The organism is Streptomyces sp. 12E (assembly GCF_055633275.1).
In genome coordinates this window covers 2,067,336-2,086,894 of record NZ_JBVNCJ010000001.1, presented here as the reverse complement: position 1 = coordinate 2,086,894, position 19,559 = coordinate 2,067,336, and the positions used below count along the sequence as shown (strand labels likewise).

General features: G+C 74.0%; 14 protein-coding genes. 3 read left to right on the top strand and 11 right to left on the bottom strand.

The window, feature by feature from the left end; genetic code table 11:
• Nucleotides 1–7: 7 nt before the first annotated feature.
• Entirely contained in the window at nt 8–805 is a 798-nt protein-coding gene (lipB, locus tag ACZ8ZB_RS09785; protein ID WP_470737310.1) for a lipoyl(octanoyl) transferase LipB, read from the bottom strand.
• Between the two features lie 266 nt (nt 806–1,071).
• Between lipB and ACZ8ZB_RS09780 the strand changes: the two genes are divergently transcribed.
• Nucleotides 1,072–2,526: a regulator gene (locus ACZ8ZB_RS09780; protein WP_470737309.1), complete on the top strand. Its 1,455-nt coding sequence runs from the start codon at nt 1,072–1,074 to the stop codon at nt 2,524–2,526.
• A gap of 573 nt (nt 2,527–3,099) precedes the next feature.
• Here ACZ8ZB_RS09780 and ACZ8ZB_RS09775 read toward each other — a convergent pair.
• A complete protein-coding gene (locus ACZ8ZB_RS09775) occupies nt 3,100–4,485 on the bottom strand; it encodes an NAD(P)/FAD-dependent oxidoreductase (protein WP_470737308.1) in 1,386 nt (461 codons plus the stop codon).
• A 230-nt stretch (nt 4,486–4,715) separates the two neighbouring features.
• Nucleotides 4,716–5,618 (bottom strand): TIGR01777 family oxidoreductase, encoded by a 903-nt coding sequence (locus ACZ8ZB_RS09770; RefSeq protein ID WP_470737307.1) that lies wholly within the window; start codon nt 5,616–5,618, stop codon nt 4,716–4,718.
• Between the two features lie 72 nt (nt 5,619–5,690).
• Here ACZ8ZB_RS09770 and ACZ8ZB_RS09765 point away from each other — a divergent pair, with 72 nt between their 5' ends.
• Nucleotides 5,691–6,176, top strand: a complete 486-nt coding sequence (locus tag ACZ8ZB_RS09765) for a GNAT family N-acetyltransferase (RefSeq protein ID WP_470737306.1) — start codon at nt 5,691–5,693, stop codon at nt 6,174–6,176.
• 32 nt (nt 6,177–6,208) lie between these two features.
• Here the strand turns inward: ACZ8ZB_RS09765 and ACZ8ZB_RS09760 are convergent, their stop codons facing one another.
• Entirely contained in the window at nt 6,209–7,393 is a 1,185-nt protein-coding gene (locus ACZ8ZB_RS09760; RefSeq protein ID WP_470737305.1) for a MarP family serine protease, read from the bottom strand.
• Between the two features lie 280 nt (nt 7,394–7,673).
• On the opposite strand from ACZ8ZB_RS09760, the gene ACZ8ZB_RS09755 reads away from it, so the two are divergent.
• Complete coding sequence (locus tag ACZ8ZB_RS09755; protein WP_470737304.1) at nt 7,674–8,516, top strand: peptidoglycan recognition protein family protein; 843 nt, start codon at nt 7,674–7,676, stop codon at nt 8,514–8,516.
• Between the two features lie 13 nt (nt 8,517–8,529).
• On the opposite strand, the gene ACZ8ZB_RS09750 is transcribed toward ACZ8ZB_RS09755, so the two are convergent.
• The 7 genes from ACZ8ZB_RS09750 to ACZ8ZB_RS09720 form a co-directional block, all read right to left on the bottom strand.
• A complete protein-coding gene (locus tag ACZ8ZB_RS09750) occupies nt 8,530–9,048 on the bottom strand; it encodes a DUF4240 domain-containing protein (protein WP_470741453.1) in 519 nt (172 codons plus the stop codon).
• Nucleotides 9,049–9,246: 198 nt separating this feature from the next.
• Complete coding sequence (locus ACZ8ZB_RS09745; RefSeq protein ID WP_470737303.1) at nt 9,247–10,221, bottom strand: helix-turn-helix transcriptional regulator; 975 nt, start codon at nt 10,219–10,221, stop codon at nt 9,247–9,249.
• 60 nt (nt 10,222–10,281) lie between these two features.
• Complete coding sequence (gene aceE, locus ACZ8ZB_RS09740) at nt 10,282–12,984, bottom strand: pyruvate dehydrogenase (acetyl-transferring), homodimeric type (protein WP_470737302.1); 2,703 nt, start codon at nt 12,982–12,984, stop codon at nt 10,282–10,284.
• Between the two features lie 430 nt (nt 12,985–13,414).
• A complete protein-coding gene (locus tag ACZ8ZB_RS09735) occupies nt 13,415–14,038 on the bottom strand; it encodes a GntR family transcriptional regulator (protein ID WP_470737301.1) in 624 nt (207 codons plus the stop codon).
• A 216-nt stretch (nt 14,039–14,254) separates the two neighbouring features.
• A complete protein-coding gene (sucB, locus tag ACZ8ZB_RS09730; RefSeq protein ID WP_470737300.1) occupies nt 14,255–16,090 on the bottom strand; it encodes a 2-oxoglutarate dehydrogenase, E2 component, dihydrolipoamide succinyltransferase in 1,836 nt (611 codons plus the stop codon).
• A gap of 62 nt (nt 16,091–16,152) precedes the next feature.
• The gene (gene lpdA / locus ACZ8ZB_RS09725) at nt 16,153–17,541 is read right to left on the bottom strand and encodes a dihydrolipoyl dehydrogenase (RefSeq protein WP_470737299.1); all 1,389 of its coding nucleotides are present in this window, start codon (nt 17,539–17,541) and stop codon (nt 16,153–16,155) included.
• A 419-nt stretch (nt 17,542–17,960) separates the two neighbouring features.
• Nucleotides 17,961–19,493 carry a leucyl aminopeptidase gene (locus ACZ8ZB_RS09720; protein ID WP_470737298.1) on the bottom strand — a complete coding sequence of 511 codons (1,533 nt, stop codon included), beginning with the start codon at nt 19,491–19,493 and terminating at the stop codon, nt 17,961–17,963.
• Nucleotides 19,494–19,559: the final 66 nt, after the last annotated feature.

The window sequence follows — 19,559 nt, the reverse complement described above, 5'->3', positions numbered from 1 at the left end:
GCTGGTGCTACGCCGGCGTCTTCTCGATGACCCGGGGCCTCAGGTCCGCGTTCTCCAGGACGTCCCGGAGGTGGCGCTCCACGACGGGGAGCACCTCGGCGATCGTGATGTCGCGGCCCAGCTCGTTGGCCAGGGAGGCGACGCCGGCGTCGCGGATGCCGCACGGGATGATCTTGTCGAACCACTTGTTGTCGGGGTTCACGTTCAGCGCGAAGCCGTGCATCGTGACCCCCTTGGCCACTCGGATGCCGATCGCGGCGATCTTGCGGTCCTCGCGGCGCTGGCCGGCGTTGGAGGGCGCGTACTCCGGGCCGTCGAGGCGGGGGTCGAACTCGTCGTCGGTGAGCCGGGGGTCGAAGTCCAGGGAGAGTCCGCCGAGCGCGGGGCGCCGCTCCACCGGGTCGCCGAGGACCCAGACGCCGCTGCGGCCCTCGACCCGGGTGGTCTCCAGGCCGAACTCCGCGCAGGCGCGGATCAGGGCCTCCTCCAGGCGCCGCACGTGCGCGACCACGTCCACCGGGCGGGGCAGCTTCTGGATCGGGTAGCCCACCAGCTGGCCGGGGCCGTGCCAGGTGATCTTTCCGCCGCGGTCCACGTCGATGACCGGGGTGCCGTCGAGGGGGCGCTCGCTGTCCGCGGTGCGGCGGCCGGCCGTGTAGACCGGGGGGTGCTCCAGGAGGATCACGGTGTCGGGCACCTCGTCGGCGAACCGCGCCGCGTGCACCCGGCGTTGCTCGTCCCAGGCCACCCGGTAGTCCACGGCCTCGGCCCCGAAGCCCATCCGCACGAACCGCAACTCGCTCACGGCAAGCGCCTCCCTAGAAGGTCGTCAGGCGCGAAACGCGCCCACGCCACTGTACGACCGTTCGAGACGGTCCCGGTCGGCGGCCGTCCGGCCGGAACCGGTCGTCAGCTTTCGGGCAATCCTCACACGATCGGATGAATGCTCGGGGAAGCCTGCGACCGGGTGCTTACTCTCCGCTACATTCACGCCGTCCGTGTGTCCATAAGGGCTGCTCACCGGCAGTCCGGGCACCTCGCCCAGCCGGAAGGCAGGAGACCGCACCGCAGATGACGGAACGACCCGCGCAGCGCACTCCCAACCGACAGCTCGCCGCGCTCATCGCAGAAGCGGGGTTCTCCAACGCGGGGCTCGCCCGGCGCGTGGACCAACTGGGTCTCGAACACGGGCTCGACCTGAGATACGACAAGACGTCCGTCACCCGCTGGCTGCGCGGACAGCAGCCCCGGGGTACGACGCCGGCGTTGATCGCCGAGGTCTTCACCCGGCGTCTGGGCCGCCGCCTGACCGCCCAGGACCTGGGGCTGGACGCCTGCGCGCCGGTCTACGCGGGGCTGGAGTTCGCGGCCACCCCCGAGGAGGCCGTCGACATCGTCAGCGGGCTGTGGCGCAAGGACTCCGGCAGCCACGCCGAGCTGCGGAAGATCGCCTTCACCTCGGCGGGGCTGGTCGTGCCGAGCCGGGACTGGCTGATCGGGCGGGCGGACGAGAAGGTGGCCCGGGCGGAGCCGCCGGTACGGGTTCCGGCGCAGGGCCGGTCGCAGGGCCGGCCGGCCGAACTGCTCGCGCGCCGGCGCGTCACGGCCGAACGCGGTCCGGGGCACCGGGTCACCGGCGGCGACATCGCGGCGCTGCGGTCGGTCGGCGAGCTGTTCCGCACGCTCGACGACGCGTACGGCGGCGGACACGCCCGCCAGGCCCTCGTGCGGTACCTGGAGCACGAGTGCGAGCCGATGCTGCGCGGCACGTACGGCGAGCAGACCGGGCGCCGGCTGTTCGCGGCCGCCGCGGATCTGACCCGGCTGGCCGGATGGACGTCGTACGACATCGCCGCGCACGGGCTCGCGCAGCGGTACTTCGTGCAGGCGCTCCGGCTGGCGCAGGCGGCCGGGGACCGGCCCTACGGTGCGTACGTCCTGGTCACCATGAGCCGGCAGGCCGTCTACCTCGGGCACGGACGCGAGGCCGTACAGCTCGCGCGGGTCGCCCAGCAGGGGGCGGGCGGGGCCGGCCCGCCGGTCGTGCAGGCCCTGCTGCACGCGGCCGAGGCGCGGGGCCACGGGGTGCTGGGGGAGGTGCGGGCCTGCACGGCGGCGCTGGTGCGCGCGGAGCGGGCGCTGGAGGCCGCGCGGCCGGGGGACGAGGTCCCGCACTGGGCGCGCTTCTTCGACGAGGCGCAGCTCGCCGACGAGTTCGGGCACTGCCACCGGGATCTGCAGCAGTTCCGGGCCGCCGCGCAGCACGCGGAGCGGTCGCTGCAGTTGCGGGCGCCGGGGTACGCCCGGAGCCGGCTCTTCTGCCGGGTGGTGCTGGCGACCGCCCGGCTCGGTCTGGGGGAGCTGGACCAGGCGTGCCAGCTGGCCGCCGAGGCGGCAGGGCAGGCCGCGGAGATGCGGTCGGTGCGGGCCGTCGAGTACGTCCGCGACTTCGAGCGCAGACTGGAGCCGTACCGGGACGCCGCCCCCGTCCGCACGTACCGCGACAAGGTCGCGGCGTACGGCTGAACCGGTCGGTGCCCGCGGGGGCGCCCGCGGCGCGGGGTCCGGTCCGGTGGGGGTGCGGGCGTGGCGCCCGCGGCGCGGGGTGGGTGGGATGCCTGCGGCGCCTGTGCGGCTTCGGTGGGGGCGGCGGAGCGCCTGCGGTGGGCGGGTGGGTGGGCCGGGGGTGTCCGTCCTCGGACCGGCGCGGATCCCGTGTCCTGGGAAGGCGAGGGCGCGGACGCGCCGGCCGCTGCGGGCGATCACCCCCGCCCCGTCCCCTTCCTGCCGTATTCCTGCCGTATTCCTGCCGTATTCCTTCCGTACGCGGCCACCCGTCGTCGCCCCCGCCCTCCGCGAACAGCCGCGGGCAAGTCGTGCCTCCCCCAGTGCCTCAAGGCCCTGGGAGGCACCCCCAGGGCGATTGGGGGTCCCCCGCCCATGGGGGAGCCGAGAGCGGGGGAGGGGGCGCGGCGGCGCCCCGCAGGCGCCGGGATGCGCGAACACCCCCCGGCCCGCACCGACGGCGGGGAACGCCGGGCCGCGCGACAGCGTCCACGTGGGGCGCCCCGTGAAGCACCGGGCGCGCCCCACCCCGGCTCACGCGGCCCGGGCCGTCGCCAGCGGATCCGCCGTGTGCATGGACCGGTTCGCCCCCAGGTCCGTCAGGATCGCCGCCGCCGCCCGGTGCGCCGAGTGCAACGCCCCCTGCACCGTCCCGGTGTCCCGGTGGTCACCGCACACGTACAGCCCCGCCAGCAGCCGCACCGGCCGCCGCAGATCGTGCGGCGGCCGCATCGCCGGCACCGCCTCCGCGGTGTGGTGCACCCCCAGCGTCTCCCAGCGCGCCGTCGACACGCCGTACAACCGGGCCAGATGCATGCGCACGGCCGTGTCGATCCCCGGCGCGGGCGGACCCAGGACCGTCGAGCTGACCAGCGTGCGTCCGGCCGGGGCCCGGGACGGGTCGACCCGGCTGACGACCGCCGTGTGCGCGACCGGCCCGCCCCGCTCGGCGTCGAGCAGCAGCGAGGCACCGGTCCCCGGGGCCTCGTCGGTGCTGTGGTGCACCACCGTCACGGGGTGGAAGCCGGGCACCCGCAGTCCGGGCAGCAGCTCGGCGGCGGCCCGCGCCCCGGTCGCGACCAGCACCGCGCCGCACCGGAACTCCCCGTGTTCCGCGGTGGTCACCGAGGTCGTCGACACGGAGGTCACCCGGACCCCCGTGTGCACCGTGCCCGGCGGCAGCGTCCGCGCCAGCTGCTGCGGCAGCGCCTCGGCGCCGCCCTCCGGCACGCACAGCCGCCCGCTCGCGAACGCCCGCAGCGCCAGATCCGCGCACCGGCTGGAGGTGGTGAGATCCGGATCGCACAGCAGGGCGGCGAGCAGGGGACGCAGAAAGCCGTCGATGGTCCGGGCGGGCAGACCCCGGGCCGGCAGCGCCTCGGCCGCCGTCGTCTCGGGCCGGGCCAGCAGCCGTTCCACCGGCGTGCCCGCGAGCTTGCTGAACGCGGCGCCCAGACGGGCCTGGTCGACCGCCGTGCCCAGCGGGGCGCCGGTGCGGCTGCGGGGCACGGACACCTGCCGTCCGGGCACGGCCACCGGCCTCCTGGGCCCGCTCCCGGGCCTCGGGGCACTCGCCAGGGCGCGCACGGCGTGGAGTGCGCCCCTCGCGCCCGGCCGTACGCCCGCACGGTGGTGCCGCCCGTCGCTGTGCAGCAGGACGCCGGGCGCGAAGGGCCGCAGCACCAGCCCGTCGAGGCCCGAGGTCGGCCGCAGTTCGGAATACGCCGTGGACAGCAGCCGTCCGATCCGGTCGAGGCGGAAGCCGTCGACCTTCTCGGTCGCCATCCGGCCGCCCACCTCGTGGGCGGCCTCCAGGACCACGGTGGTGACTCCTGCGCTGGTCAGTCGTCGTGCCGCGGAGAGTCCGGCGACCCCGGCCCCCACGACGACGACGTCCGCCTGGTACGTGGGCTCAAGCACGTGCCCCTCCTCGAGGTTGCGCGGGCGCTGGAGACGTCATGCCCTCAACAGGCCCCAGGGATACCCGAGTTCGGATCGAGGTTAGGGCCGCGGTCGAGCACCCGGTCAGTCGCGCATGGACAGAGCACGGGCGCACGACGGTCGCATACGCACCTCGGATGGGTGTCATGTGGTCGCAGAGGGCTCAGAGTCGGGCCGGCTCCGGTCGGACCGTGGTCACCCGGGCGTGTTCACAACGCCGCCCGGACCGCCCCCTCGATCCGGGGGAACGCGAACCGGAAGCCGGACTCCAGCAGCCGTGCCGGCAGCACCCGGGCGCTGCCGAGGACGTCCCCGGCCATCTCCCCGAGCACCGTCCGCAGCACCGGGGCCGGCACCGCGAACACCGCCGGCCGGCGCAGCACGCGCGCCATCGCCCCGGTGATCTCACGGTTGGTCGCCGGATGCGGCGCGGTCAGGTTGAACGGCCCGGACAGCCCGTCGGTGTCCAGGAGATGGCGCAGCGCGGCCACCTCGTCGTGCAGCGCGACGAACGACCAGTACTGGCGCCCGTCGCCCAGCCGGCCGCCGAGACCGGCCCGGAACAGCGGGAAGAGCCTGCCCCACGCCCCGCCCCCGCGCGCCACCACCAGACCGGTGCGGGCGAACACCGTCCGCACACCCGCCTCCCGCGCCGGCGCCGCGGCGGCCTCCCACTCGACGCACAGCTCCGGCAGGAAACCCTCGCCCGGTGACGCGCTCTCGTCCACCGCCCGGTCGCCGGTCTCGCCGTAATAGCCGATCGCGCTGCCGTTGAGGAACACCCGGGGCCGTACGTCCTCGGGCAGCCCGGCGACGGCCTCGGCGAGCGCGGTCGTGCCCCCGACCCGACTGGCCCTGATCCGCGCCTTGTAGGCCGCCGTCCAGCGCCGGTCGCCGACCCCGGCGCCCGCCAGATTGACCACCGCGTCGCACCCGGCGAGGCCGGCCGCGTCCACCGACCCGCGCTCCGGGTCCCAGCGGACCTCGCCCGCCGCCCGGGGCGCTCCCCGCACCAGCCGGACCACCTCGTGCCCGTCCGCCGTCAGGGACCGCGCCAGTGCGCCACCGATGAGCCCGGACGCACCGGCCACCGCGATTCGGGAACGTTCCATGGCGTCCATCCTGCCCCTCCCGACACGGAAATCACGGCCGGGGCGTCAGGACGCGGCCGTACAGTTGCGCTCATGTCCGAGCTGTCCATACGCATCGCCCGCCCCGGCGACGAGGGGGAGCTGGCCCGCCTCGACCGGGAGACCTGGTCCACGGTGCACGCCGTGGTCCCGCGGCCGGCGCACGACTCCTTCTTCGGCGAGCGGTCCGGGCCCCGGGAGCATCTCGTCGCCGAGCAGGGGGGCCGGATCGTGGGGTACGTCCGCCTCGGCTTCGCCACCGAACTCGCCACCAACGCCCACGTACGGCAGATCCGCGGTCTCGCCGTCGCCGAGGAGGCGCGCGGTCTGGGCGTGGGCCGGGCCCTGGTGCGGGCCGCCGTCGCGGAGGCCCGAAAGCGCGGCGCCCGCCGGATCACCCTGCGCGTGCTCGGCCACAACACCGCCGCCCGCACGCTCTACGAGTCCGAGGGCTTCGCCGTGGAGGGCGTGCAGCCGGGGGAGTTCTTCGTCGGGGGCGAGTACGTGGACGACGTCATGATGGGACGGCCGCTGGTCTGACGGGGTGTACGGGGCGTACGGGGCCAGGAGAACTACGACGTCACCGGCTCCCCGGTGTCCACCGGCGCCGTCGCCTCCGCCGCGCGCCCGGCGTCGTCGGCCACCTCGTCCGCCGTCAGCACGTAGCCGGTCTCCGCGTCCGAGGTGGAGCGCGCGAACACCACGCCGTACACCCGGCCGTCCGTGGTCAGCAGCGGGCCGCCGGAGTTGCCGGGGCGGACGGTCGAACGGATCGAGTAGATCTCCCGGGTGACCGCCGCGTCGTTGTAGATGTTCTGCCCCCGGGCCTGGAGCCGGCCGGCGACCGTCGCCGCCTGCAGGTTGAGGTCGCCGTCCTGCGGGTAGCCCGCGACCACCGCCGAGTCGCCCCGCCCGGCGTCGTCGTCGAACGCCAGGACGGGCGCCCGCAGATCCGGCACGTACAGCACGGCCACGTCCTTCTGCGGGTCGAAGAGCACCACCCGCGCCTCGTACGTCCGTCCCGTACCGCCCACGCGCACCGTCGGCTCGTCGATGCCGGCCACCACGTGGGCGTTGGTCATCACGCGCTCCGTCGCGTACACGAAGCCGCTGCCCTCACGGCCCTGGGCGCCCGTGACGCCCTCGACCTTCACCGTGCTGCGCTGCGCGGCCCGGGTGGCGGCCGCGGTGACGCTGTCGCCGGTGGGCGCGGCGACCTCGGCGGTCGACTCGTTCTCGAACGGGTTGAAGACCTGCGGGAAACCCGCCTCGGTCAGCGCCGACGTGGCCCGGGAGAACCAGCCCGGGGTGGTGTCCGGCATCACGTCCTGCACCGCGCCCAGCAGCCGCGAGTCCCGGATCGCCGACGTCACCAGCGACGAGGAGGACGCGCCCAGCACGCTCGCCGCCACCCACGCCACGATCAGCACGGCCACCGAGTTGGCCACCGCCCCGCCGACCCCGTCCGCCACCCGCAGCGGGCCCCGGTCCAGCTCCCGCCGCAGCCGGAGCGCCAGCCGCCCCGCCAGCTCGTGGCCCAGCACGGCCGGCAGCAGCACCGTGAGCACCGCCGTCACCGTCGCCCGGGTGGTCCCCGGCGCCACCAGGTCCATCATCCACGGCAGGATCCACACGCCCACGACCGCGCCGCCCACGAAACCGGCCAGCGAGACACAGCCGGCCAGCAGCCCGCGCCGGTAACCGGACGCCGCGTAGGCCAGGACGACCAGCAACAGCAGGATGTCGAGCAGGTCCACGCACGCCGCCTTTCTCTCGGGACCACCGGCCCGTCGGTACGTGGGGGGAGGGGCCGGGTGATCAGCCACGCGCGCGCGGCCGCCGGGAAGCGGCCGCACGCGCGTGTACCCGGAAGAACGCCGAGGACCCGGACGATGGTTCCGCCGCGGACCGGACGGCGGGTCCACCGGTTGGCACGGCCACGTCGCGGGCCCGCCCGGCCGGACCCACAGTGAAGACATGCGTGTCCTCACGAGACCAAGGGGAGCGCGGCTGCGCCATGCTTCCCGAATACCCCGCATGAACGGCCGCGCGGGCCTGCCCAGGACCGCCAAGGTGCTCCTGGGGTGCGTCCCGGGCATCGCCGCGGCGGTCGCCCTGGTGCTGTGCGCGTACGGCGTCGAGCGGGCCGCGGAGACACCGGCCGCCGCCCCCGCACGCAAGACGGCCGCCCACACGGCGCCCCGGCCGCCCATCGTGCCGAGAGCGGTCTGGGTGGGCGACTCCAGCCGCGCGCAGCCGCCCCCGCGCTACGACGACAAGGTCGTCGCCGTCTTCGTCCACCACACCGACTCGCCCAACGACTACGACTGCGCCGAGGCCCCCGCCCACATACGCAACCTCTACGAGGGCCAGACCAGCGCCCGGGACTGGGACGACATCGGCTACAACTTCCTCGTCGACCGCTGCGGCACCATCTACGAAGGCCGCGCGGGCGGCCCGGGACGCCCCGTCACCGGCGCCCACACCCTGGGCTTCAACCACCGCAGCACCGGCGTGGCCGCGCTCGGCACCTTCAGCGCCGGGGTGCCCGTGCCGCCCGCGATGGAACGCGCGATCGCCGCGCTGGCTGCCTGGAAGCTCGGTCTGTCCGGCACCGACCCGCGATCCGCCGTGCAGCTGGTCTCCAGCAACGGCGGCAGCCGGTACGCGAGCGGCACCACCGCGACGCTGCCCGCCCTCGCGGGCCACAGCGACGGCTTCATGACCAGCTGTCCGGGCGCCGCCCTGCAGGCCCGACTGCCGAGGATCAGGGAGATGGCGGCGGAGCTGCAGGGCCGGACGCCGGACGCCGGACACCGGCGGGAGCGGCAGGAGAAGGCGCAGCAGGAGGACAGCCGGATCGCGGGGGCCCCGAGGTGAGCGGCCCTCCGGCTCAGGACCGGAACCGGTCCCAGAGCCGGGGCAGGCCTTCGGCGAGCAGGGCCTCGTTCTCGAAGTCGAACGGCGTGCCCTCCGGCTCCGCGGGGGCCGGGGGCAGGTCCAGGTCGGGCGCCACCGTACCGGTGAGCTGCTCGTACGCCTCGTCCGCCGCGTAACCGAGCTCCTCGCCGTCGCCGTCGGTCTCCTCGTCGAAGTCGTCCAGCAGGTCGGCCAGCGCGTCCGGGTCGTGCAGCGCGTCCTCGAACACCTCCCGGCCCTGGCCGATCAGCCAGCACCGGAAGTAGTCGAAGGCGTCGTCGCTCGCGCCGCCCAGCAGCAGCCACGCGGCGCCCCACAGGTCCCAGCGGTAGGCGCGGTGGTAGCGGGACTCGAAGTGACGGGCGAAGTCCAGGACCGCCTCCGGGTCCAGCCGTGCGAGCCGCTCCACCAGCAGGTCGGCCTGCTCCTCGGGATCGCCTCCGGCGTCCTCGCGGGCGGTGTCCACCAGCTCCCAGAACTCCGTCTCGTCCATCACGAGGTCCAGCATCGACCCTGCGGCGCCAGGACGCACCCCAGGGCGCGGGAACGGCACACGGGGGCGCGGGGCCGTGTCGACACGCGGCTCCGCCGCGCGGGCGCGGAGGGGGGTCCGGGGGCGAAGCCCCCCGGGGACGGGAGGGGAGGGGGCGCGGGGGCGAAGAACCCGGGGGCCGGAGGGGGCACCCCCCTTTCACCGCCCGTACAGCTCCGCCAGCCGCGCCGCCTCCGCCGCGAACCGCTCCCGCAGGGACGCCGGCGCCAGCACCTCCGCCTCCGCCCCCAACGCGGTCAGCTGGGCGTGGGCGACCTCCTCCGACTCCACCGGCAGGGTCACCGTCACCCACCCGTCGCCTTCCGGCTCGCCCGCCCGCGCCAGCGCCTCCCGCGCGGACAGCGGGTCCACGGCGTGCGGCAGCCGGCGCACCCCCTCCGCCGACAGCCGCACCACGACCTCCGCCCGCAGGAGCGAGCGCGCGAACTGCTCCGCCCGCTCCTCCCAGAACGCCGGCAGATCGAAGTCCGGCTCCCGCTCGAAACGCTCCTCACCCGCCTCCACGGCCGTGAACCGGTCGATCCGGTACACCCGGAAGGACCCGTGCCCGGAGACCCGCGCGCACAGGTACCAGACGCCCGCCTTGAGCACGAGCCCGTACGGCTCCAGCTCCCGCTCCGCGTCGTGCGCGCCGCGCCGGTAGCGGGCGGTGATCCGCCGGTCGTCCCACACCGCGTCCGCGACCGCCGGCAGCAGCGCGGGCGTCCTCGGCTCGCGGAACCAGTTCGGCGCGTCCAGGTGGAACCGCTGCGCCGCCGTCCGCGACGCGTCCCGCAGGGAGGGCAGCAGCGCCGCCGACACCTTCAGCCGGGCCGCCGAGGCCGCGTCCTCCAGACCCATCTCGCGCAGCGCCCCCGGCACCCCGGACAGGAACAGCGCCTCCGCCTCACCGCGCGCCAGCCCGGTCAGCCGCGTCCGGTACCCGCCGATCAGCCGGTACCCGCCGATCCGCCCCCGGTCCGCGTACACCGGCACCCCGGCCTCCGACAGCGCCTGCGCGTCCCGGGTGACCGTGCGCTCCGACACCTCCAGCTCCCGCGCCAGTTCGGCGGCGGTCATGGAGGGCCGGGACTGGAGCAGCAGCACCATCTTGATCAGCCGGGCAGCGCGCATGGGACCCATCATGCAGGAGGCCCCCGCCGTGACGGCGGGGGCCTCCTGCACGACCGGGCCTTACAGGCCGTACTTCTCGCGCGCTTCCTTCACGGCCGCGGCCTGGACCTCACCGCGCCGGGCGAGCTGGGCCAGGGCCGCGACGACGATGGACTCGGCGTCCACGCCGAAGTGGCGGCGGGCCGCGTCACGGGTGTCCGACAGACCGAAGCCGTCGGCGCCCAGCGACGAGTAGTCCTGCTCCACCCACTGCGCGATCTGGTCCGGGACCTGGCGCATGTAGTCGGAGACCGCGAGCACCGGACCCTCGGCGCCCTGGAGCGCCTGCCGGACGAACGGCACCCGCTCCTCGCCCCGCAGCAGCGCCTCGTCCGCCTCCATGGCGTCCCGGCGCAGCTCGGTCCACGAGGTGGCCGACCACACGTCGGCGGCCACGCCCCACTCCTCGGCGAGCATCCGCTGGGCCTTCAGCGCCCAGTGGATCGCCGTGCCGGAGCCGAGCAGCTGGATGCGCGGCGCGTTCGCGGCCGGGGACAGACCCGCGGACTCCGCCGTGTTGAAGCGGTACAGGCCCTTGACGATGCCCTCGTCGACACCGGCCGCCTGCGGCTTGGCGGGCTGCGGCAGCGGCTCGTTGTAGACCGTCAGGTAGTAGAAGACGTTCTGGTCCTCGTCCGGCCCGGCCTCGCCGAACATCCGGCGCAGACCCTCCTTGACGATGACGCCGATCTCGTACGCGAACGCCGGGTCGTACGTCAGGGCCGCCGGGTTGGTCGCCGCGATGACCGGGGAGTGGCCGTCGGCGTGCTGGAGGCCCTCGCCCGTGAGCGTGGTGCGGCCCGCCGTGGCGCCGACCAGGAAGCCGCGGCCGAGCTGGTCGCCGAGCTGCCACATCTGGTCGCCGGTGCGCTGCCAGCCGAACATCGAGTAGTAGATGTAGAACGGGATCATCGTCTCGCCGTGCGTCGCGTACGACGTCGAGGCGGCGACGAACTCGGCCATGGCGCCGGCCTCGGTGATCCCCTCGTTGAAGATCTGGCCGTTCTTGGCTTCCTTGTAGTACATCAGCTGGTCGCGGTCGACCGGCTCGTACGTCTGGCCCATCGGCGAGTAGATGCCGAGGGACGGGAAGAGGCTCTCCATGCCGAAGGTGCGCGCCTCGTCGGGGACGATCGGCACCCAGCGCCTGCCGGTCTCCTTGTCGCGGACCAGGTCCTTGACCAGGCGGACGAAGGCCATGGTGGTGGCCACGTTCTGCGAGCCGGAGCCCTTGTCGAAGGCGGTGAACGCCTTGTCGGCGGGGAGCGGCAGCGGCGCGACCGGGTGGACGCGGCGGGCCGGGGCCGGACCGCCGAGGGCGGCGCGGCGCTCCTGGAGGTAGCGGACCTCGGGGGAGTCGGCGCCCGGGTGGACGTAGGGGACCTGGCCGTCGACGAACAGGGAGTCCGGGATCGGCAGCTCCAGCCGGTCGCGCATCGCCTTGAACTCGTCCACCGTCAGCTTCTTCATCTGGTGGTTGGCGTTCTTGGAGGCGAAGCCCTCACCGAGGGTGTGGCCCTTGACCGTCTGCGCCAGGATCACGGTCGGCGCGCCCTTGTGGGCGAGCGCGGCCTTGTACGCGGCGTACACCTTGCGGGACTCGTGGCCGCCGCGGGAGAGGTGGAAGCACTCGAGGATCTTGTCGTCGCTCAGCAGCTTCGCCATCTCGACGAGCGCCGGGTCCTTGCCGAAGAAGTCCTCGCGGATGTAGGCGGCGTCGCGCGTCTGGTACGTCTGCACCTGCGCGTCCGGCACCTCACGGAGGCGGCGGACGAGGGCGCCGGTGGTGTCGAGCCGGAACAGCTCGTCCCAGGCCGTGCCCCACAGGGTCTTGATGACGTTCCAGCCGGCGCCGCGGAACTGCGCCTCCAGCTCCTGCACGATCTTGAAGTTGGCGCGGACCGGACCGTCGAGGCGCTGCAGGTTGCAGTTGACGACGAAGGTCAGGTTGTCCAGCTGCTCGCGGGAGGCGAGGGTGAGCGCGGTCGTCGACTCGGGCTCGTCCATCTCGCCGTCGCCGAGGAAGGCCCAGACGTGGGAGTCGGAGACGTCCTTGATGCCGCGGCTGGTCAGATAGCGGTTGAACCGCGCCTGGTAGATCGCGGAGATCGGGCCGAGGCCCATGGAGACGGTGGGGAACTCCCACAGCCAGGGCAGCCGGCGCGGGTGCGGGTACGAGGGCAGGCCGTTGCCGCCCGCCTCACGGCGGAAGTTGTCGAGCTGCTGCTCGCTGATCCGGCCGTCGAGGAAGGCACGGGCGTAGATGCCGGGGGAGGCGTGGCCCTGGATGTAGAGCTGGTCGCCGGAGCCGTCACCCTCCTTGCCGCGGAAGAAGTGGTTGAAGCCGGTCTCGTAGAGCCAGGCCGCGGAGGCGAAGGTGGCGATGTGGCCGCCGACGCCGTACTTGCTGCCGCGGGTCACCATGGCCGCCGCGTTCCAGCGGTTCCAGGCGGTGATCCGCTGCTCCAGCGCCTCGTCGCCGTCCACGGCGGGCTCGGCGGAGGTGGGGATGGTGTTGACGTAGTCCGTCTCGAGGAGCTTCGGCAGCGCGAGGCCGGCTCCCTCGGCACGCTCCAGCGTGCGGCGCATCAGGTACGCGGCACGGTGCGGCCCGGCCGCCTTGGTGACGGCGTCCAGGGAGGCCTGCCACTCGGCGGTCTCCTCGGGGTCGCGGTCCGGGAGCTGGTCGAGCTCGCTCGGCTGGATGGCGTTGGGGTCGGTCATGTCGCCGCCTTCCTCAGTCGAAGGGGGGTGCCCTTGTGTCTTTGGCAGGACAGGGCGGAGGGCTCGGGTGAAGCCCATCGGCGACAATAACCCGCTGATCGATGATCGATCAAAGGGTTGAGGGGTAAAACCTCTCGATCCCGAGAAAGTCGGCACGGGGTGCCTCCGGCGGTGGCACCGGGTGACCGCCCCTCCAGGGGTTTGCGCAGGTGAGACGGGGTGGGCGCGAATGAGCCCGGGCGGGTCGGCCGTGCGGCGGCCGGGGGCACGCCGTGGTCGCTCGCGCCCGCGCGGCGGAGCCGCATGCCGACACGGCCCCGCGCCCTTGTGGGGCGTGGGGAACCGCGCACGGGGGTCTGGGGGGGCGAAGCCCCCGGGGACGGGACGGGAAGGGACGGGAAGGGACGGCGGGGGTGGAAAACTCCCGGCACTACGCCCGGGGCGCGCACCCCAGCACATGCGCCTTGACCAGATCCGCGATCGACGGATCCCGCCGCCGGAACGCGGCCACCAGCTCCTCGTGCTCCTCCGCGTACGACTGCTGCACCGTCCCCAGCCACCGTATCGACAACGCCGTGAACACCTCGATCCCCAGCCCCTCCCAGGTGTGCAGCAGCACCGAGTTGCCGGCGGCCCGCACCAGCTCCCGGTGGAACGCCACGGTGTGCCGCACCTGCCCCGTCCCGTCCGCCCGCCGGTCGGCTTCGTACAGCGCGGCGACGTGCGGCTCCAGCGCCGAGCAGTCCTCCGCCAGCCGCGCCGCCGCAAGCTCCGCCGCGATCGCCTCCAGACCGGCCCGGACGGGGTAGCTCTCCTCCAGGTCGGCGGCCGTCAGATTCCGCACCCGCACGCCCTTGTTCGGCGCCGACTCGATCAGCCGCAGCGACTCCAGCTCGCGCAGCGCCTCCCGTACGGGGGTCTGGCTGACCTCCAGCTCGGTGGCGATCCGCCGCTCCACGATCCGCTCGCCCGGCTGCCAGCGTCCGCTGATGATCCCTTCCAGGATGTGCTCGCGGATCTGTTCGCGCAGCGAGTGGACGACGGGCGCGGTCATGAGGGGCTCCTTAGCGGGGCCCACGGGCCCCCGGGGGGCTTTGACGCTTAGACAATACGGCGGTGAGCCCGCCCGGGAGGGGCGCACGGAGGCGCTTTCGCCCAGGTGAGACGAGACTTACACGCTCCATACGCCGGTGCCCCCGCCCGGGAAGCCTCGAGGGCTTCCCCGACGGGGGCACCGTAGGACCGTGTCAGCGACCGCGGACCACGCCGGTCACAGACCGAGCTCGACCTCGAACTCGCCCGCCTCCAGGATCGCCTTGACCGCCGTCAGGTAACGGGCCGCGTCGGCGCCGTCCACCAGGCGGTGGTCGTAGGAGAGGGTCAGGTAGGTCATGTCGCGGACGCCGATGACCGTGCCCTCCTCGGTCTCGATGACGGCCGGACGCTTGACCGTGGCACCGATGCCGAGGATCGCGACCTGGCCCGGGGGCACGATGATCGTGTCGAACAGCGCGCCGCGCGAACCGGTGTTGGAGATGGTGAAGGTCGCGCCGGCCAGCTCGTCCGGGCTGATCTTGCCGGCCCGCACCTTGCCCGCCAGGTCGGCGGTCGCCTTGGCGATGCCGGCCAGGTTGAGGTCGCCGGCGTTCTTGATGACCGGGGTCATCAGGCCCTTCTCGGAGTCCACCGCGATACCGATGTTCTCGGTGTCGAAGTAGGTGATGGTCCCCTCGGCCTCGTTGATCTTGGCGTTGATCGGCGCGTGGGCCTTCAGCGCCTGGGCCGCGGCCTTGACGAAGAACGGCATCGGGGAGAGCTTGACGCCCTCACGTGCCGCGAACGCGTCCTTGGCGCGGGCGCGCAGCTTCATCAGACGGGTGACGTCGACCTCGACCACCGAGGACAGCTGGGCCTGCTCGTGCAGGGCCTTGACCATGTTGTCGCCGATGACCTTGCGGATCCGCGGCATCTTCACGGTCTGGCCGCGCAGCGGGGAGGCCTCGAGGGACGGGGCCTTCTTCGCGGCGGGCGCCGCCGCGGCGGCCGGGGCCGGGGCGGGGGCCTTCGCGGCCTCGGCGGCGGCGATGACGTCCTGCTTGCGGATGCGGCCGCCGACGCCGGTGCCCTTGACGGTGGACAGGTCGACGCCGTTCTCGGCGGCGAGCTTGCGCACCAGCGGGGTCACGTAGGCGCCCTCGTCCGTGGCCTGGGCGGCGGCGGGAGCGGCGGCCGGGGCCGCGGGCGCCTGCGGGGCCGGGGCGGCAGGGGCCGGAGCCGGAGCGGGCGCCGGGGCGGCAGGCGCCGGAGCGGCCTGCTGCGGAGCCGGTGCCGGCGCCGGGGCGGCCTGCTGCGGAGCCGGTGCCGGGGCGGCCGGCGCCGGAGCCGGGGCTGCGGCCGGGGCCGGGGCGGGCTGCGCCGGGGCCTCGGGGGCGGCCGGGGCGGGGGCGGCCGCCGGAGCGGCGCCCGCCTCACCGATGACGGCGAGCTTGGCGCCGACCTCGGCGGTCTCGTCCTCGCCGACCACGATCTCCAGCAGCGTGCCGGAGGCGGGGGCGGGGATCTCGGTGTCGACCTTGTCCGTCGACACCTCCAGCAGCGGCTCGTCGGCCTCGACGGTGTCACCGACCGACTTCAGCCAGCGGGTGACGGTGCCCTCGGTGACGGACTCGCCGAGCGCGGGCAGGACCACGTCCGTGCCCTGCGCGGATCCGCCGCCGGCCGCGGCCTCGGCGGTGGGCGCCGGGGCCGGGGCGGGCTGCTCGGTGGAGGGCTGGGCCTGCGGCTGAGGGGCGGGGGCCGGCGGGGCGGCCTGCTCGGCGGCCGGGGCCTGCTCGGCCGCGGGGGCCTGCTCGGCCGCGGGGGCGCCGGAGCCGTCGTCGATCAGCGCCAGCTCGGCGCCGACCTCGACGGTCTCGTCCTCGGCGACCTTGATGGAGGACAGCACGCCGGAGGCGGGAGCGGGGATCTCGGTGTCGACCTTGTCGGTGGAGACCTCGAGCAGCGGCTCGTCGGCCTCGACGCGCTCGCCCTCGGCCTTCAGCCAGCGGGTGACAGTGCCCTCGGTGACGCTCTCGCCGAGCGCCGGAAGGGTTACGGAAACCGCCATGGTTTCGGTTGCTCCTTTAAAAGTGCGGAAGTCTGTGTCGTCGCGCCCGGTGACGGAAGGCGTCAGTCGTGCATGTGGAGGGGCTTGCCGGCCAGGGCCAGGTGGGCCTCGCCGAGCGCCTCGTTCTGCGTCGGGTGGGCGTGGATGAGCTGGGCCACCTCGGCCGGCAGCGCCTCCCAGTTGTAGATCAGCTGGGCCTCGCCGACCTGCTCGCCCATACGGTCGCCGACCATGTGGACGCCGACCACCGCACCGTCCTTGACCTGGACGAGCTTGATCTCGCCCGCGGTCTTCAGGATCCGGCTCTTGCCGTTGCCCCCGAGGGGGAACTTGATGGAGACGACCTTGTCCGCGCCGTAGATCTCCTTGGCCTTGGCCTCGGTGACGCCGACGGAGGCGACCTCCGGGTGGCAGTACGTCACCCGCGGGACACCGTCGTAGTCGATCGGGACGGTCTTCAGACCGGCCAGGCGCTCCGCCACCAGGATGCCCTCGGCGAAGCCGACGTGCGCGAGCTGGAGCGTCGGGACCAGGTCACCGACGGCGGAGACGGTCGGGACGTTGGTGCGCATGTACTCGTCGACCAGGACGTAGCCGCGGTCCATGGCGACGCCCTGCTCCTCGTAGCCCAGGCCCTGCGAGACCGGGCCGCGGCCGATGGCGACGAGCAGGATCTCGGCCTCGAACTCCTTGCCGTCGGCGAGGGTGACCTTGACGCCGTCCTGGGTGTACTCGGCCTTCTGGAAGAAGGTGCCCAGGTTGAACTTGATCCCGCGCTTGCGGAAGGCGCGCTCCAGCAGCTTGGAGGAGTTCTCGTCCTCGACCGGCACGAGGTGCTTGAGGCCCTCGACGATGGTGACGTCGGCGCCGAAGGACTTCCACGCGGAGGCGAACTCGACGCCGATGACGCCGCCGCCCAGGATGATCGCGGACTTCGGCACGCGGTCCAGGACGAGGGCGTGGTCGGAGGAGATGATCCGGTCGCCGTCGATCTCCAGACCCGGCAGCGACTTCGGCACGGAGCCGGTCGCCAGCAGGATGTGGCGGCCCTGGACGCGCTGGCCGCCCACGTCGACGGAGGTGGGGGAGGACAGCCGGCCCTCACCCTCGATGTAGGTGATCTTGCGGGAGGCGACCAGGCCCTGCAGGCCCTTGTACAGGCCGGCGATCACGTCGTCCTTGTACTTGTGCACGCCCGCCATGTCGACGCCCTCGAGGGACGCCTTGATGCCGAACTGCTCGCTCTCGCGGGCCTGGTCGGCGATCTCGCCCGCGTGCAGCAGGGCCTTGGTGGGGATGCAGCCGTTGTGCAGGCAGGTGCCGCCGAGCTTGTTCTTCTCGATCAGGGCGACGTCCAGGCCCAGCTGTGCCCCGCGCAGGGCCGCGGCGTAGCCACCGCTGCCACCGCCGAGGATCACTAGGTCGAAAACGGTGCTGGCGTCGTTCGCCACGTCACGTCCTCCATGCATGTGCGCCACGCCGGTCTCCAGTGACCGGTCGGCGGCTGGTGTCCGGCCGCTCAATGTTCTCGGCCCTTAGGTGGGGCCCTGTCCTGCCGAGCCCATCTTCGCACTTGCGGGAGCCGAACGAGACGCCGGGCCGTGGTGTGAGACACCCCACTTCCCCGTACGACGGCCACCGGGACGGCCCTCCGGGACGCGGAGCACCGTCTGATCTGCTGCCGGGCGCCCGCACCGGAGGACGACGCCCCGCACGTGATCCACGCCCCCGCCGCGCGGGCGCGACCGCAGCCGGCCCGAGAGGGGTGCGGGGGCGGTGTCCGGTCCGGAGGGGCGCGGGGAACCGCGCGACCGGCCACGGGACACCCGCAGTCGTACGACTCCCCGCACCCCCGGGCCTCTGGGCGCCCCTAGCCGAGATCCCCGGAAGCCGCCAGCTCGGCGACCCGCACCAGGGTGCGGACGGCCGATCCCGTCCCGCCCTTCGGCGTGTACCCGAACGGCCCGCCCTCGTTGAACGCCGGCCCGGCGATGTCCAGGTGCGCCCAGGTGATCCCCTCGCCCACGAACTCGCGCAGGAACAGCCCGGCGACCAGCCCGCCGCCCATCCGCTCGCCCATGTTGGCGATGTCGGCGGTCGCCGAGTCCATCCCCTTGCGCAGGTGCTCCGGCAGCGGCATCGGCCAGGCCGGCTCGCCGACCTCCTCCGCCGCCTCGTGCACCGCGGAGCGGAACGCGTCGTCGTTCGCCATGATCCCGAACGTGCGGCTGCCCAGCGCCAGCATCATCGCGCCGGTCAGCGTGGCGACGTCCACGATCGCGTCCGGCTTCTCCTGCGAGGCCGCCCACAGCGCGTCGGCGAGGACCAGGCGGCCCTCGGCGTCGGTGTTGAGCACCTCCACGGTCTTGCCGCTGTACATGCGCAGCACGTCGCCCGGGCGCGTCGCCGAGCCGGACGGCATGTTCTCGGCCAGCGCCAGCCAGCCGGTGATGTTGACCTCCAGGCCGAGGCGCGCGGCGGCGACGACCGCGGCGAACACGGCGGCGGCGCCGCTCATGTCGCACTTCATCGTCTCGTTGTGACCGGCGGGCTTCAGCGAGATGCCGCCCGAGTCGTAGGTGATGCCCTTGCCGACCAGCGCGAGGTGCTTCTTCGCCTTGGACGAGGTGTACGACAGCTTCACCAGCCGCGGACCCGACGCCGAACCGGCGCCCACGCCCAGGATGCCGCCGTAACCGCCCTTGGCCAGCGCCTTCTCGTCGAGCACCTGCACCTTGACGCCGTGCTCCTTGGCCGCGGTCTGGGCGACGGCCGCGAACGCCTCGGGGTTGAGGTCGTTCGGCGGGGTGTTGATCAGGTCGCGGGCGCGGTTGAGCTCCTCGGAGACGGCGACGGCGCGCTCGACCGCGGCCTTGTACGCCTTGTCGCGGGGCTTGCCGCCGAGCAGCGCGGCCTCGGCGAGCGGGGCCTTGCCGTTCTTCTCGTCCCTGCCGTTGTCCTTGTAGGCGTCGAAGGAGTACGCGCCGAGCAGCACGCCCTCGGCGACCGCGCCGGCGGCGGCGGCGTCCGTCAGCGGCAGGGCGAACGCGGCCTTCTTGACGCCGGCGAGGGCGCGGGCGGCCACACCGGCCGCCTTGCGCAGCGCCTCGGTGTCGTAACCGGCGTCCTTCTCGGGCCGGGCGCCGAGGCCCACCGCCACCACGAGCGGCGCCTTGAAGCCGGCCGGCGCGGGGAGCTTCGTCACCTCGCCCTCGGCGCCGGACGCGCCGAGGGTTTCCAGGACACCGGCGAGCCTGCCGTCGTACGCCTGGTCCACGGCCTCGGCGCCCGGTGCGACGACGGGCCCCCCGGACTTTGACGCGGAGCCCTTGGCGACACCGATCACGATCGCGTCGGCCCGCAGGCCGGGGACCGCGGCGGTGCTGAGAGTGAGAGCAGTCACGGTGGTGAAATCTCGCTTCCGATGTGAAGTTGCTGTGGCCGAAGGGTGTGGGTCGACCGGGCCCGG